Source organism: Curtobacterium pusillum, assembly GCF_007680845.1.
Taxonomy (GTDB): domain Bacteria; phylum Actinomycetota; class Actinomycetes; order Actinomycetales; family Microbacteriaceae; genus Curtobacterium; species Curtobacterium pusillum_B.
In genome coordinates this window covers 242710-256396 of record NZ_VEIY01000002.1, presented here as the reverse complement: position 1 = coordinate 256396, position 13687 = coordinate 242710, and the positions used below count along the sequence as shown (strand labels likewise).

Here is a 13687-nt window from a genome sequence, read left to right as displayed (position 1 = left end):
GGGCGCCGGTGGTCATGAACCGCTGGCGCCCGGACGGACGCCAACCTCTCCTACAACTCTTCCGGAGGAACCTGTGGCACAGGACGTGCTCACCGACCTGAACAAGGTCCGCAACATCGGCATCATGGCGCACATCGATGCCGGCAAGACCACGACGACCGAGCGCATCCTGTTCTACACGGGCATCACGCACAAGATCGGTGAGGTCCACGACGGCGCCGCGACGATGGACTGGATGGCGCAGGAGCAGGAGCGCGGCATCACGATCACGTCGGCCGCGACGACCTGCTTCTGGGACAACAACCAGATCAACATCATCGACACTCCCGGTCACGTGGACTTCACGGTCGAGGTGGAGCGCTCGCTCCGCGTCCTCGACGGTGCGGTCGCCGTCTTCGACGGCAAGGAGGGCGTCGAGCCCCAGTCCGAGACCGTCTGGCGTCAGGCGGACAAGTACGACGTCCCCCGCATCTGCTTCGTCAACAAGATGGACAAGCTCGGCGCGGACTTCTACTACACGGTCGACACCATCGTGAACCGCCTCGGCGCCGAGCCCCTCGTGCTCCAGCTGCCGATCGGTTCCGAGAGCTCCTTCGAGGGCGTCGTCGACCTGGTCGAGATGCGTGCACTGACCTGGCGCGGCGACGCCAAGGGTGACGTCGAGATGGGTGCGAAGTACACCATCGAGGAGATCCCGGCCGACCTGGCCGACCGTGCCGCCGAGTACCGCGAGAAGCTCATCGAGCGCGTGGCCGAGGCGGACGACGTCCTCATGGAGCGCTACCTCGACGGTGACACCGACTTCTCGGTCGCCGAGATCAAGGCCGCGATCCGTGCCCTCACGGTGAGCAGCACGCTCTACCCGATCCTCTGCGGCTCCGCGTTCAAGAACCGCGGCGTCCAGCCGATGCTCGACGCGGTCGTCGACTACCTCCCGTCCCCGCTCGACGTGCCGCCGATGATCGGCCACGACGTCAAGGACGAAGAGAAGGAGATCATCCGCAAGCCGGATGCCTCCGAGCCGTTCTCCGCCCTCGCGTTCAAGGTCGCGGTGCACCCGTTCTTCGGTCGCCTCACCTACGTTCGCGTGTACTCCGGCTCCATCGAGTCCGGTGCACAGGTCATCAACTCGACCAAGGGCAAGAAGGAGCGCATCGGCAAGATCTTCCAGATGCACTCCAACAAGGAGAACCCGGTCGGCAACGTGACCGCCGGGCACATCTACGCGGTCATCGGTCTCAAGGACACGACCACGGGCGACACCCTCTGCGACCCGCAGAACCCGGTCGTCCTCGAGTCGATGACCTTCCCGGAGCCCGTGATCGAGGTCGCGATCGAGCCGAACACGAAGGCCGACCAGGAGAAGCTCTCCACGGCCATCCAGAAGCTCGCCGAAGAGGACCCGACGTTCCGCGTCGAGCTCAACGCCGAGACCGGTCAGACGACGATCAAGGGCATGGGCGAGCTCCACCTCGACATCCTCGTCGACCGGATGAAGCGCGAGTTCCACGTCGAGGCCAGCGTCGGCAAGCCCCAGGTGGCCTACCGCGAGACGCTGACCAAGGTCGTCGAGCGCTACGACTACACCCACAAGAAGCAGACCGGTGGCTCCGGTCAGTTCGCGAAGGTGCAGATCGCGCTCGAGCCGATGGAGGTCACGAGCGAGAAGGTCTACGAGTTCGTCAACGCGACCTCGGGTGGCCGTGTCCCGCGCGAGTACATCCCGTCGGTCGACGCCGGTATCCAGGACGCCATGCAGGTCGGCATCCTCGCCGGGTACCCGACCGTCGGCGTCCGCGCCACCCTCAAGGACGGTGCGGCGCACGACGTCGACTCGTCCGAGATGGCGTTCAAGATCGCCGGTTCCATCGCCTACAAGGAAGCGGCCCGCAAGGCCGGTCCCGCCATCCTCGAGCCGATCATGGCCGTCGAGGTCCGTACTCCGGAGGAGTACATGGGCGACGTCATCGGTGACCTCAACTCCCGTCGTGGCCAGATCGCCTCGATGGAGGACGCCTCGGGCGTCAAGGTGGTCCGCGCGAGCGTGCCGCTGTCCGAGATGTTCGGCTACGTCGGTGACCTTCGTTCGAAGACCTCCGGTCGTGCCGTCTACTCGATGACCTTCGAGACCTACAGCCAGGTCCCGGCCAAGGTCGCCGAGGAGATCATCGCGAAGAACACCGGGGAGTAACGCTCCGGCGTTCTCCACAGGCGGGGGCGCCCGGCGACGGGCCCCTCGCCACCAAGTACAGTAAAGACACACACCGCGCACCAACGATCCGTGCCCACAAAGGGCCGGCCGGGGGTGTCGCTTCTTCAGTCCTGAGGAGGACCCCAGTGGCCAAGGCCAAGTTCGAGCGCACCAAGCCGCACGTCAACATCGGAACCATCGGTCACGTCGACCACGGCAAGACCACGCTCACGGCGGCGATCACCAAGGTTCTGCACGACCAGTACCCGGACCTCAACGAGGCCCGTGACTTCGCGCAGATCGACAACGCTCCCGAAGAGCGCGAGCGCGGCATCACGATCAACATCTCGCACGTCGAGTACCAGACCGAGAAGCGCCACTACGCGCACGTCGACGCTCCTGGTCACGCTGACTACGTGAAGAACATGATCACGGGTGCGGCACAGATGGACGGCGCGATCCTCGTGGTCGCCGCCACCGACGGCCCGATGCCCCAGACGCGTGAGCACGTGCTGCTCGCCCGCCAGGTCGGCGTGCCGTACATCGTCGTCGCGCTGAACAAGTCCGACATGGTGGACGACGAGGAGATCCTGGAGCTCGTCGAGCTCGAGGTCCGCGAGCTGCTCGGCTCGCAGGAGTTCGACGAGGACGCCCCCGTCGTGCAGGTCTCGGCGCTCAAGGCGCTCGAGGGCGACGAGAAGTGGGTCAAGTCCGTCCAGGACCTGATGGCCGCCGTCGACGAGTCCGTTCCGGACCCGGTGCGCGCCACCGACCAGCCCTTCCTGATGCCGATCGAGGACGTCTTCACGATCACCGGTCGTGGCACCGTCGTCACCGGTCGTGTCGAGCGTGGCACGCTCGACCTCAACTCCGAGGTCGAGATCGTCGGCATCCGCCCGACGCAGAAGACCACGGTCACGGGCATCGAGATGTTCCGCAAGCTGCTCGACAAGGCCGAGGCTGGTGACAACACCGGTCTGCTCATCCGTGGCCTCAAGCGCGAGGACGTGGAGCGCGGCCAGGTCGTCGTGAAGCCGGGTTCGGTCACGCCGCACACCGAGTTCAAGGCGAACGCGTACATCCTGACCAAGGAAGAGGGCGGGCGTCACAACCCGTTCTACGCGAACTACCGTCCGCAGTTCTACTTCCGCACCACCGACGTCACCGGTGTCATCACGCTGCCCGAGGGCACCGAGATGGTCATGCCCGGCGACACCGTTTCGATGGCCGTCGAGCTGATCCAGCCGATCGCCATGGAGCCGGGCCTCCGTTTCGCCATCCGTGAGGGTGGCCGCACGGTCGGCGCTGGTACGGTCGAGGAGATCGTCAAGTAACTCCGGTTACCTGCGTGCAAGCGGGGTCGGGCCTTCGGGTCCGGCCCCGCTTTCGTGTTCCCGGGGTCAGGGCGTGGAGCTCGCTTCCACCGTCCGGGTCACCACCCACCGGTGCTTGCCGATCAGCCGGTCCCGGGTGAAGCCGAGCCGCTCGAAGGTCGACAGCGCCCCGTGGAACAGGAACCCCGCGGGGACGGCTCCGGCCGGTTCGGGGTAGCCCTCCACGCGTCCGCCGCCGCTCGCGGCGATGAGCTCGAGCGCTCCGCCGAGGGCGCGCGTCGCAACCCCCCGCCGTCGGTGGCCGGCGCGGACGTAGTTGCAGCCGATCCGCCACTGCGGCGGTTCCCCGGTCTGCGTGACGTCGTAGGCGCGCCGGTTCTTGATCCGGACGATCTCGCTCACCGGCCCGAACTGACACCAGCCCACGCAGCGGTCGCCCGCGAACACGAGCGCGGCGTGTGTGGTCCCGGCGAGGACGCGGGCGTGCTTCCGTTCGCGGTTGCACGCGGCGTCGCGGGTCGGGCCCTCCTCGTGCATGCCGATGCAGTGACACCCGCTCGGGTACCCGCCGCTGGTGGCGCAGGTCTCGACGAAGGCGTCCCAGGTCGATGCGTCGAGCGGCCGGACGGTGTGATCGTCCGCCGCGGTGTCGTGTTCGTCCATACGCTCGGCTCCGATTCGCGGGGTCCGCTGGTGCCACGGACACCGGCAGCGTACGTCGTCCCGTGCGCGAGCGAGAGGGCTTCCTCGCCGGAACGGGTGCTCCCGCTGCCGTAGGGCGCCTGGACGGGCCGAGGGGGCCGTGTCGGCCCGTATGGACGACGTCGCCGAGCGTGACCTGCTGACGGACGGGACCGGTCACAGGCGGTGGCGAGTTGCATCGGTGACGTGACACGCCTCCGCCGCTCCGCGACCAACGGTCGCGGCTACCACCGCGTCCGCAGCGGACGCGGGTTCTCCTACCGGGCCCCGGACGGGACCACCGTGTCGGACCCCGCGGTCCGGCAGCGGCTCGAGGACCTCGTCATCCCGCCCGCGTGGGACGACGTCTGGATCTCGCCGTACGACAACGGGCACATCCTCGCGACCGGCATCGACGGCGCCGGTCGCCGGCAGTACATGTACCACCCGGGCTGGCGCGAGCGGATGGACCGGATCAAGTACGACCGCGCGCTCGCTCTCGCCGAGTCCCTGCCGGTCGCCCGACGCGGCGTGACCATGGACCTGCGACGGCCGGAGCCGGACCGGCAGCGGGCGCTCGCCGCGGCGTTCCGGATGCTCGACCAGGGGTCGCTGCGGGTCGGCTCGGAGCGCTACGCGACCGAGCACGGCAGCCGGGGGCTCTCGACGCTGCTGTGCGCGCACGCCCACGTCTCCGGGGACGAAATCGAGCTCGACTTCCCCGGCAAGAGCGGGCAGGAGTGGTCGTCGTCGATCCACGACCCCGACCTCGCGACGGTGATCGCCGGCATGAAGCGGCGCGGACCGAACGCCCGGCTGCTCTCCTTCCGGGAACGGCGCGGCGCCGAGTGGGAGCCGCTCTCCGCCGAGGACATCAACGCCTACGTCAAGGAGCGCGCCGGGGACGAGTTCACGGCGAAGGACTTCCGGACCCTGCACGGCACCGTCGCGGCCGCTGTCGACCTCGCCCGGACCGGACCGCAGTCGTCCCAGGCGAAGCGGCGGAAGGCGGTGTCGCACGCGGTGAAGGCCGCCAGCGAGGAGCTCGGGAACACCCCGACCGTCTGCCGGCAGAGCTACATCGACCCGCGGTTGCTCGACGCGTACGACCACGGCGAGACCATCGACCCCGCACGGATCCACGCCGCCGAGTCCGAGGTCCGTGCCCTCCTCTACCGACAGTGACCTGGAAGGGGCCGGGATGACGTACCGTTGGACCTCGTGCCCGACCACCCCCACACGGGCACGGAAGGACCCACACCAGTCGTGACTGACGAGTGCATCCACGGATTCGAGACCGAACTCTGCGACATCTGCGCCCCGCGCCAGCGTGCGGCGTCGGAGATCCCCACACCCACACCCCGGCGGACGCGGATCACCACCTCGCTCCGGACCGTCCCCGGCCAGGCGGCGGCGCCCGCGTCCTCGCTGCGGTCCCCGGTGCCCGACCTGCCCGAAGCGCGTGACTTCGCCTCGCTGCGTGCGCACCACGTCACGCACGTGGACAACCTCGACGACATCGTGGGCTCCGGCGCCATCCTCGCGTCCGACGCGGTCACGCCGGTCGTCGACGTCGCATCGGCCGAGGTCCGGGCCGCCCGCGCCGAAGCCACCGCGCCGGACGGTTCGCCCGTCTCCTCGCACGTGCCGTTCACCCTGTCGCCCGACGCCACGCGCTGGGACGAACTCCGCACCGGCGCCGAGGGGGAGCGCTGGTCCGACGCCGCGCGCCGCACCCGCGCGACCGAGTACGTGATGCTCGTGGTCCCCGTCTCGGCGTTCGGGGCGTCGGTGATCGTCGCCGACCAGGACGCCGAGGCCGAGGACGCCCGGTTCGCCGTCGGCCCCGACGCCGCGACGAACCTCATCCGCCGCACGGACTTCACCGACCCGGAGATGCTCGGCCTCGAGCTGCTCGCCGGGCCGAGCGTGCCGTTCTCCGCCGTCGCCGTGATCGGCGTGCCGAACGACCGGGTCCGCCAGAGCGTCAAGGCGGTCCTCAAGGACCACGGCGGACACGCGCCGCGGGTGGCGGTCTTCCCGCCGTGGTTCGTCCCCCCGGTCCCCGCGGAGTAGCCCGCGCGCCCGGCGCCGCCGGGCCCGCGCGGCGCCCGCTCGGTGCCCGCCCGGTGCCCGCTCGGCCTCGCCGAGCGGGCACTTTGCGTCCCGCTCGGGTCCCTCGGGCGGCGGGTTCTGCCCGCTCGGCGTCCCGCCGACGGCGTGTCCTGCCCGCTCGGCCGGGGAGGGGGCGGGGGAGGTCGGCGGGGGAGGTCCGCGGTGGCTGCCCGGAGGGCCTGCGGAGGCGACGTGGCCGCCGGGGACGAGCCGCGCCTCCAGTCCGTCGATCCCCGCCGTTCCGGGGAAGCGAGCCGATCCCGACACGCCACGGAATCGCGACACGCCCGGGTTGCACGGATGGCGTGCCTATGCGAGACTTGTCCGGTTCCGAATTCCGCGGGCGCTCGCGCTCGCAGGATCACTGCTCTGGCAGTGCACAACCCCCGTGTTCAGCATGGCTGGGTTGGGCCGCAGGCAGCAGAACACGTTCGACTCCTCGCAAGCGCTCGGCCACAGCTGTGTCCGGACGTGGGGAGACGACATGCCCACGCTGGACGGCCCCGGTCGCCCCGCGCGGTTGACAGGAGAACAGCGGTCATCCCCAGCGGATGCGGCCGGTTGGTTCAGGAAAACAGCCAAGCCGTGCAGGAATGCACGGTGGCGGCGGCGTCAGGCGGCCCGAGGGTGCGCGGCGCAGAGAGGACAAAGAGACACATGGCGGGACAGAAGATCCGCATCCGGCTCAAGTCGTACGACCACGAGGTCATCGACACGTCGGCCCGGAAGATCGTCGACACGGTGACCCGTGCCGGTGCGACCGTGGTCGGCCCGGTGCCGCTCCCCACCGAGAAGAACGTGGTCACCGTGATCCGTTCTCCCCACAAGTACAAGGACTCGCGCGAGCACTTCGAGAAGCGCACGCACAAGCGGGTCATCGACATCGTCGACCCGACGCCGAAGGCCGTGGACTCGCTCATGCGACTCGACCTGCCGGCCGACGTCAACATCGAGATCAAGCTGTAAGGGGGCTGGACTGATGGCGAATTCAACCAAGTCCGTCAAGGGCCTCCTCGGCAAGAAGCTCGGGATGACCCAGGTCTGGGACGAGAACAACAAGTTCATCCCCGTGACCGTGATCGAGGTCGGCCCGAACGTGGTCACCCAGATCCGCAACGTCGAGCGCGACGGCTACGAGGCGATCCAGATCGCCGCCGGTGCCATCGACCCGCGCAAGGTCAACAAGCCGGCCGCTGGTCACTTCGAGGCCGCCGGGGTCACCCCGCGCCGCACCCTCACGGAGATCCGCACCAACGACTCCGCTGACTACACCCTCGGCCAGGAGCTCACCGTCGACACGTTCGAGGCGGGCCAGAAGGTCGACGTCGTCGGCACGTCCAAGGGCAAGGGCTTCGCGGGTGTCATGAAGCGCCACGGCTTCGCCGGCGTCTCCGCGTCCCACGGTTCGCACCGCAACCACCGCAAGCCCGGTTCCATCGGTGCCTCGTCGACGCCGTCGCGCGTCTTCAAGGGCATGCGCATGGCCGGCCGCATGGGTGGCGAGCGCGTGACCGTCCTCAACCTCACGGTGCACGCCGTCGACGCCGAGAAGGGTCTGCTGCTCGTCAAGGGCGCCGTCCCCGGTGCTCGCGGTCGCTCCGTCTTCGTCCGCACCGCCGTGAAGGGTAAGTGATCATGGCCACCACGACCGCAACCACGATCGACGTCCTCGACGCATCGGGCACCAAGTCCGGCACGGTCGAGCTCCCCGCTGAGCTCTTCGACGTCGAGACCAACGTCCCGCTGATCCACCAGGTCGTCACCGCGCAGCTCGCCGCCGCGCGTCAGGGCACCCACAAGACCAAGAACCGCGGCGAAGTCCGCGGTGCCGGTCGCAAGCCGTTCAAGCAGAAGGGCACCGGCCGCGCCCGTCAGGGTTCGGTCCGCGCTCCTGAGCACACCGGTGGTGGCGTCGTCCACGGACCGACCCCGCGCGACTACTCGCAGCGCACCCCGAAGAAGATGATCGCCGCTGCGCTGCTCGGCTCGCTCTCGGACCGCGCCCGCGGTGGCCGCATCTCCGCTGTGGAGGGCTTCGTCCCGGCCGAGCTGCCGTCGACCAAGACCGCCCGCACGCTCCTCGAGAAGGTCGCGCCCGTCAAGCACGTGCTCGTCGTGCTCGAGCAGGACGACGAGATCACGCTCAAGTCGATCCGCAACCTGCCGAACGTCCACGCGCTCTCGTACGGCCAGCTCAACGCCTACGACGTGCTCAAGGCTGACGCGCTCGTCTTCAGCAAGAGCGCACTCGACGCCTTCATCGCGTCGAAGACCGCGAAGGAGATCTCCGCATGAGCGGCTTCAACAAGGACCCGCGCGACATCATCATCTCGCCGGTCGTCTCGGAGAAGAGCTACGGCCTGATCGACCAGGGCAAGTACACGTTCATCGTGGACCCCCGCTCGAACAAGACCGAGATCAAGCTCGCCATCGAGAAGATCTTCGACGTCAAGGTCGCCAGCATCAACACGCTGAACCGTCCGGGCAAGACCCGCCGCACCAAGTTCGGCCTGGGCAAGCGCAAGGACACCAAGCGTGCCATCGTGACGCTCAAGTCCGGTTCGATCGACATCTTCACGGCTGTCGGCTGAGGACCAGAGGGATAAATCATGGCTATTCGTAACTACAAGCCGACGACCCCTGGTCGTCGCGGCTCGTCGGTCGCCGACTTCGCTGAGATCACCCGTTCGACGCCGGAGAAGTCACTGCTTCGTCCGCTGCCGAAGACCGGTGGCCGCAACAGCTCGGGCCGCATCACCACCCGTCACATCGGTGGTGGCCACAAGCGCCAGTACCGCGTGATCGACTTCCGTCGTCACGACAAGGACGGCGTGGACGCCAAGGTCGCACACATCGAGTACGACCCGAACCGCACCGCGCGCATCGCGCTCCTGCACTACGTGGACGGCACGAAGCGCTACATCATCGCGCCGAACAAGCTGAAGCAGGGCGACGTCGTCGAGCAGGGTCCCGGCGCCGACATCAAGCCCGGCAACAACCTGCCGCTGCGCAACATCCCGGTCGGTACCGTCGTGCACGCGATCGAGCTCCGCCCCGGTGGCGGCGCGAAGATGGCCCGCTCCGCCGGTGCCTCGGTCCGCCTCGTCGCCAAGGACGGCCCCTACGCGCAGCTCCGTCTGCCGTCGGGCGAGGTCCGCAACGTCGACGCCCGCTGCCGCGCCACGATCGGCGAGGTCGGCAACGCCGAGCAGTCGAACATCAACTGGGGCAAGGCCGGCCGCATGCGCTGGAAGGGCGTCCGCCCGACCGTCCGTGGTGTCGCGATGAACCCGGTCGACCACCCGCACGGTGGTGGTGAGGGCAAGACGTCCGGTGGTCGTCACCCGGTCAGCCCCTGGGGCCAGGCCGAGGGTCGTACGCGCAAGCCGAACAAGCCGAGCGACAAGCTCATCGTCCGTCGCCGTAACGCCGGCAAGAAGCGCAAGTAGGAGTTCAGAAGATGCCACGCAGTCTGAAGAAGGGCCCCTTCGTCGACGAGCACCTGCTCCGCAAGGTCGTCACGCAGAACGAGGCCAACACCAAGAACGTGATCCGTACCTGGTCGCGTCGCTCGATGATCATCCCGAACATGCTCGGGCACACGATCGCCGTGCACGACGGCCGCAAGCACATCCCGGTGTTCGTCACCGAGTCGATGGTCGGTCACAAGCTCGGCGAGTTCGCGCCGACCCGCACCTTCCGTGGTCACGTGAAGGACGACAAGAAGGGCCGTCGCCGCTAGCGCGGCGACGCAGAGGAGGAACGAAATGGTGGAGTCGATCGCACGCGTGCGACACATCCGCGTCACGCCTCAGAAGGCCCGTCGCGTCATCGAGCTGATCCGCGGCAAGCAGGCCCACGAGGCCCTCGCCATCCTGAAGTTCGCCCCCCAGGGCGCTTCGGAGCCCGTGTACAAGCTGGTCGCCTCGGCGATCGCGAACGCACGGGTCAAGGCGGACTCGACGAACAGCTTCCTCGACGAGCGCGACCTCTACGTGAGCCGCGTCTTCGTCGACGAGGGTACGACCCTGAAGCGGTTCCAGCCGCGCGCCCAGGGCCGCGCCTTCCGCATCAACAAGCGCACCAGCCACATCACGGTCGTCCTCGCGACGCCGGATGAGGTCGAGGCTGCCGCGACGAGCAAGAAGGCGAGCAAGTAATGGGCCAGAAGGTCAACCCGTACGGCTTCCGTCTCGGGATCACGACGGACCACGTCTCGCACTGGTTCACCGACAGCACGAAGCCCGGTCAGCGCTACGCCGACTACGTGGCCGAGGACATCAAGGTGCGCGAGTACCTGAAGAAGACCCTCGACCGCGCCGGCGTCGCCCGCATCGAGCTCGAGCGCACCCGTGACCGCGTCCGCGTGGACATCCACACGGCACGCCCCGGCATCGTCATCGGTCGCCGCGGCGCCGAGGCGGAGCGCGTCCGGAGCGAGCTCGAGAAGCTCACGAAGAAGCAGATCCAGCTCAACATCCTCGAGGTCAAGAACCCCGAGACCGAGGCCCAGCTCGTCGCGCAGGGCATCGCCGAGCAGCTCTCCGCTCGTGTCGCGTTCCGTCGCGCCATGCGCAAGGGCCTGCAGGGTGCTCAGCGCGCCGGCGCCAAGGGTGTCCGCATCCAGGTGTCGGGTCGTCTCGGCGGCGCCGAGATGTCGCGCTCGGAGTTCTACCGCGAGGGCCGCGTGCCCCTGCACACGCTCCGCGCGAACATCGACTACGGCTTCTACGAGGCCCGGACCACGTTCGGCCGCATCGGCGTGAAGGTCTGGATCTACAAGGGCGACATCACGAACAAGGAGCTCGCTCGCGAGCAGGCGAACCAGCGTTCGTCGCGCCCGGAGCGTCGTGGCGGCCCGCGCGGTGAGCGTGGGGACCGTGGCGGCGACCGTCGTGGCGGCGACCGCGGTGGCCGTCAGCAGCAGGCCCCGCAGGACGCGCCGGCCGGCGCAGGAGTTGAGGCGTAACCATGCTTATTCCCCGTCGAGTCAAGCACCGCAAGCAGCACCACCCGAAGCGCTCAGGCCAGGCCACCGGTGGCACCAAGGTGTCGTTCGGTGACTTCGGTATCCAGGCACTGACCCCCGCCTACGTGACCAACCGTCAGATCGAGTCCGCTCGTATCGCCATGACGCGTCACATCAAGCGTGGCGGCAAGGTGTGGATCAACATCTACCCGGACCGTCCGCTCACGAAGAAGCCGGCCGAGACCCGCATGGGTTCCGGTAAGGGCTCCCCCGAGTGGTGGGTCGCCAACGTCAAGCCGGGTCGTGTGCTCTTCGAGCTCTCCGGCGTCACCGAGGACATCGCCCGTGAGGCGCTGACCCGTGCAATCCACAAGCTGCCCCTCAAGGCACGCATCATCAAGCGCGAGGAGGGCGACGCATAATGGCGATCGGTTCCAAGGAGCTCCGTCCGACGGAGCTCGACACGTTCGAGAACGAGCGTCTTGCTGACGAGCTCAAGAAGGCCAAGGAGGAGCTCTTCAACCTCCGCTTCCAGTCGGCCACCGGCCAGCTGGAGAGCCACGGTCGTCTCCGTGCCGTCAAGCGCGACATCGCCCGTATCTACACCGTCCTCCGCGAGCGCGAGCTCGGCATCCGTGCCACGCCCGCTCCCGTCGAGACCGCCACCAAGGCCAAGAAGACGAAGAAGGCTGACAAGCCGGCCGAGTCGACCGAGGCCGAGACCGCCGAGGAGAACTGATGGCGAACGAAGAGAAGAACTCCGCCGCCTCCGCTCGCGGCTACCGCAAGACGCGTCGCGGCTACGTGACGAGCGACAAGATGGACAAGACCATCGTGGTCGAGGTCGAGGACCGCGTGAAGCACGCGCTCTACGGCAAGATCATCCGCCGCACGTCCAAGGTGAAGGCCCACGACGAGCTCGGCACCGCTGGTGTCGGCGACCTCGTCGTGATCAGCGAGACCCGTCCCCTCAGCGCCTCCAAGCGCTGGCGCCTGGTCGAGATCCTCGAGAAGGCCAAGTAGGCCCTGGCCTACTTCGGAATAGGAGACAGCAGTGATCCAGCAGGAATCCCGCCTCAAGGTCGCCGACAACACGGGTGCCAAGGAGATCTTGACCATCCGCGTGCTCGGTGGCTCGGGTCGTCGCTACGCCGGTCTCGGTGACGTCATCGTCGCCACGGTGAAGGACGCCATCCCCGGCGGCAACGTGAAGAAGGGTGACGTCGTCAAGGCGGTCATCGTTCGCACCAAGAAGGAGACCCGTCGTCAGGACGGCTCCTACATCAAGTTCGACGAGAACGCGGCAGTGATCCTCAAGGCTGACGGCGACCCGCGCGGCACGCGCATCTTCGGTCCGGTCGGTCGCGAGCTCCGTGACAAGAAGTTCATGAAGATCATCTCGCTCGCGCCGGAGGTGCTGTAAGCCATGGCGAACATCAAGAAGGGTGACCTCGTCCAGGTCATCACGGGTGCCAAGCAGGAGCGCGGCGGCGACCGCGGCAAGCAGGGCAAGGTCATCGAGGTCCTCCGCGAGAAGAACCGCGTCGTCGTCGAGGGCGTGAACTTCGTCACGAAGCACGTCCGCGTCGGCCAGACGCAGCGCGGCTCGAAGACCGGTGGCATCGAGCAGCACGAGGCCCCGATCCACGTCTCGAACGTCGCGCTCGTCGACCCGAAGACCAAGAAGCCGACCCGCGTCGGTTTCCGCAACGAAGAGGTGGAGAAGGACGGGGTCAAGAAGACCGTCCGCGTCCGCTACGCCAAGAAGTCTGGTGAGAAGCTCTGATGACCGACACGACTGCCGCGCCGGCGACCAAGGTCGAGCCGCGCCTCAAGCAGAAGTACAAGAACGAGATCAAGGCTGCCCTCACCGAGCAGTTCGGGTACGCGAACGTCAACCAGGTCCCCGGCCTGGTCAAGGTCGTCGTGAACACCGGCGTCGGTGAGGCGGCTCGTGACTCGAAGATCATCGAGGGGGCCATCAAGGACCTCACGGCGATCACGGGTCAGAAGCCCCAGGTCACCAAGGCCCGCAAGTCCATCGCGCAGTTCAAGCTGCGCGAGGGCCAGGCCATCGGTGCGCACGTCACCCTCCGCGGTGACCGTGCCTGGGAGTTCATCGACCGGCTCGTGACCCTCGCCCTGCCCCGCATCCGCGACTTCCGCGGTCTCAGCGACAAGCAGTTCGACGGGAACGGCAACTACACGTTCGGTCTCACGGAGCAGTCCGTGTTCCACGAGATCGACCAGGACCGCATCGACCGCGTGCGTGGCTTCGACATCACCGTCGTGACCACCGCGAAGTCGGACGACGAGGGCCGCGCGCTGCTCAAGCAGCTCGGGTTCCCGTTCCGTTCTGCCGAGCAGACGGTCTAAGATATCTCGGGCGGTGCGGGC

General features: G+C 68.0%; 19 protein-coding genes. 18 read left to right on the top strand and 1 reads right to left on the bottom strand.

The genetic code is table 11. From position 1 onward, the window contains the following. The first annotated feature begins 73 nt into the window (after positions 1-73). Together fusA and tuf are read left to right on the top strand one after the other, a co-directional pair. Positions 74-2191, top strand: coding sequence for an elongation factor G (gene fusA / locus FS825_RS05605; RefSeq protein ID WP_144711486.1), 2118 nt, complete (start codon positions 74-76; stop codon positions 2189-2191). Positions 2192-2337: 146 nt separating this feature from the next. Continuing rightward, positions 2338-3525, top strand: a complete 1188-nt coding sequence (gene tuf / locus FS825_RS05600) for an elongation factor Tu (RefSeq protein WP_144711485.1) — start codon at positions 2338-2340, stop codon at positions 3523-3525. 66 nt (positions 3526-3591) lie between these two features. Here the strand turns inward: tuf and FS825_RS05595 are convergent, their stop codons facing one another. Next, complete coding sequence (locus FS825_RS05595) at positions 3592-4188, bottom strand: GNAT family N-acetyltransferase (RefSeq protein WP_144711484.1); 597 nt, start codon at positions 4186-4188, stop codon at positions 3592-3594. Positions 4189-4413: 225 nt separating this feature from the next. Between FS825_RS05595 and FS825_RS05590 the strand changes: the two genes are divergently transcribed. The 16 genes from FS825_RS05590 to rplE all read left to right on the top strand — a co-directional run bounded on the left by FS825_RS05590 (position 4414) and on the right by rplE (position 13666). After that, on the top strand, positions 4414-5391 hold the full coding sequence (locus FS825_RS05590) for a DNA topoisomerase IB (RefSeq protein ID WP_144711483.1): 978 nt from the start codon (positions 4414-4416) through the stop codon (positions 5389-5391). A gap of 81 nt (positions 5392-5472) precedes the next feature. After that, positions 5473-6282, top strand: coding sequence for a DarT ssDNA thymidine ADP-ribosyltransferase family protein (locus FS825_RS05585; RefSeq protein WP_186377086.1), 810 nt, complete (start codon positions 5473-5475; stop codon positions 6280-6282). A 696-nt stretch (positions 6283-6978) separates the two neighbouring features. After that, entirely contained in the window at positions 6979-7287 is a 309-nt protein-coding gene (gene rpsJ, locus FS825_RS05580; RefSeq protein WP_022903286.1) for a 30S ribosomal protein S10, read from the top strand. 13 nt (positions 7288-7300) lie between these two features. Beyond that, on the top strand, positions 7301-7954 hold the full coding sequence (gene rplC, locus FS825_RS05575; RefSeq protein ID WP_144711481.1) for a 50S ribosomal protein L3: 654 nt from the start codon (positions 7301-7303) through the stop codon (positions 7952-7954). A 2-nt stretch (positions 7955-7956) separates the two neighbouring features. Then, positions 7957-8616: a 50S ribosomal protein L4 gene (gene rplD / locus FS825_RS05570; protein ID WP_144711480.1), complete on the top strand. Its 660-nt coding sequence runs from the start codon at positions 7957-7959 to the stop codon at positions 8614-8616. Next, positions 8613-8912 carry a 50S ribosomal protein L23 gene (gene rplW, locus FS825_RS05565; protein WP_058742338.1) on the top strand — a complete coding sequence of 100 codons (300 nt, stop codon included), beginning with the start codon at positions 8613-8615 and terminating at the stop codon, positions 8910-8912. The genes rplD and rplW overlap by 4 nt, the downstream gene beginning before the upstream one ends. Positions 8913-8930: 18 nt before the next feature. Continuing rightward, positions 8931-9770, top strand: a complete 840-nt coding sequence (gene rplB, locus FS825_RS05560; RefSeq protein ID WP_058725379.1) for a 50S ribosomal protein L2 — start codon at positions 8931-8933, stop codon at positions 9768-9770. A gap of 11 nt (positions 9771-9781) precedes the next feature. Beyond that, entirely contained in the window at positions 9782-10063 is a 282-nt protein-coding gene (gene rpsS, locus FS825_RS05555) for a 30S ribosomal protein S19 (protein WP_022906343.1), read from the top strand. A gap of 25 nt (positions 10064-10088) precedes the next feature. Next, the gene (rplV, locus tag FS825_RS05550) at positions 10089-10481 is read left to right on the top strand and encodes a 50S ribosomal protein L22 (protein ID WP_022906344.1); all 393 of its coding nucleotides are present in this window, start codon (positions 10089-10091) and stop codon (positions 10479-10481) included. Then, positions 10481-11290: a 30S ribosomal protein S3 gene (gene rpsC / locus FS825_RS05545; protein ID WP_144711479.1), complete on the top strand. Its 810-nt coding sequence runs from the start codon at positions 10481-10483 to the stop codon at positions 11288-11290. Before rplV ends, rpsC begins: the two co-directional genes overlap by 1 nt. A 2-nt stretch (positions 11291-11292) precedes the next feature. Continuing rightward, entirely contained in the window at positions 11293-11712 is a 420-nt protein-coding gene (gene rplP, locus FS825_RS05540) for a 50S ribosomal protein L16 (RefSeq protein WP_144711478.1), read from the top strand. Continuing rightward, a complete protein-coding gene (rpmC, locus tag FS825_RS05535) occupies positions 11712-12029 on the top strand; it encodes a 50S ribosomal protein L29 (RefSeq protein ID WP_111239706.1) in 318 nt (105 codons plus the stop codon). Before rplP ends, rpmC begins: the two co-directional genes overlap by 1 nt. Continuing rightward, positions 12029-12313: a 30S ribosomal protein S17 gene (gene rpsQ / locus FS825_RS05530; protein WP_111116943.1), complete on the top strand. Its 285-nt coding sequence runs from the start codon at positions 12029-12031 to the stop codon at positions 12311-12313. Before rpmC ends, rpsQ begins: the two co-directional genes overlap by 1 nt. A 31-nt stretch (positions 12314-12344) precedes the next feature. Then, on the top strand, positions 12345-12713 hold the full coding sequence (rplN, locus tag FS825_RS05525) for a 50S ribosomal protein L14 (RefSeq protein ID WP_017885523.1): 369 nt from the start codon (positions 12345-12347) through the stop codon (positions 12711-12713). A gap of 3 nt (positions 12714-12716) precedes the next feature. Further along, complete coding sequence (gene rplX, locus FS825_RS05520; protein ID WP_144711477.1) at positions 12717-13076, top strand: 50S ribosomal protein L24; 360 nt, start codon at positions 12717-12719, stop codon at positions 13074-13076. Beyond that, complete coding sequence (rplE, locus tag FS825_RS05515) at positions 13076-13666, top strand: 50S ribosomal protein L5 (RefSeq protein ID WP_144711476.1); 591 nt, start codon at positions 13076-13078, stop codon at positions 13664-13666. Before rplX ends, rplE begins: the two co-directional genes overlap by 1 nt. Positions 13667-13687 lie beyond the last annotated feature (21 nt).

Coding starts and splice junctions, on each gene's coding strand:
- FS825_RS05595 (WP_144711484.1), bottom strand. CDS start 4,188: ATGGACGAACACGACACCGCGGCGGACGATCACACCGTCCGGCCGCTC.
- rpsJ (WP_022903286.1), top strand. CDS start 6,979: ATGGCGGGACAGAAGATCCGCATCCGGCTCAAGTCGTACGACCACGAG.
- rplC (WP_144711481.1), top strand. CDS start 7,301: ATGGCGAATTCAACCAAGTCCGTCAAGGGCCTCCTCGGCAAGAAGCTC.
- rplD (WP_144711480.1), top strand. CDS start 7,957: ATGGCCACCACGACCGCAACCACGATCGACGTCCTCGACGCATCGGGC.
- rplW (WP_058742338.1), top strand. CDS start 8,613: ATGAGCGGCTTCAACAAGGACCCGCGCGACATCATCATCTCGCCGGTC.
- rplB (WP_058725379.1), top strand. CDS start 8,931: ATGGCTATTCGTAACTACAAGCCGACGACCCCTGGTCGTCGCGGCTCG.
- rpsS (WP_022906343.1), top strand. CDS start 9,782: ATGCCACGCAGTCTGAAGAAGGGCCCCTTCGTCGACGAGCACCTGCTC.
- rplV (WP_022906344.1), top strand. CDS start 10,089: ATGGTGGAGTCGATCGCACGCGTGCGACACATCCGCGTCACGCCTCAG.
- rpsC (WP_144711479.1), top strand. CDS start 10,481: ATGGGCCAGAAGGTCAACCCGTACGGCTTCCGTCTCGGGATCACGACG.
- rplP (WP_144711478.1), top strand. CDS start 11,293: ATGCTTATTCCCCGTCGAGTCAAGCACCGCAAGCAGCACCACCCGAAG.
- rpmC (WP_111239706.1), top strand. CDS start 11,712: ATGGCGATCGGTTCCAAGGAGCTCCGTCCGACGGAGCTCGACACGTTC.
- rpsQ (WP_111116943.1), top strand. CDS start 12,029: ATGGCGAACGAAGAGAAGAACTCCGCCGCCTCCGCTCGCGGCTACCGC.
- rplX (WP_144711477.1), top strand. CDS start 12,717: ATGGCGAACATCAAGAAGGGTGACCTCGTCCAGGTCATCACGGGTGCC.
- rplE (WP_144711476.1), top strand. CDS start 13,076: ATGACCGACACGACTGCCGCGCCGGCGACCAAGGTCGAGCCGCGCCTC.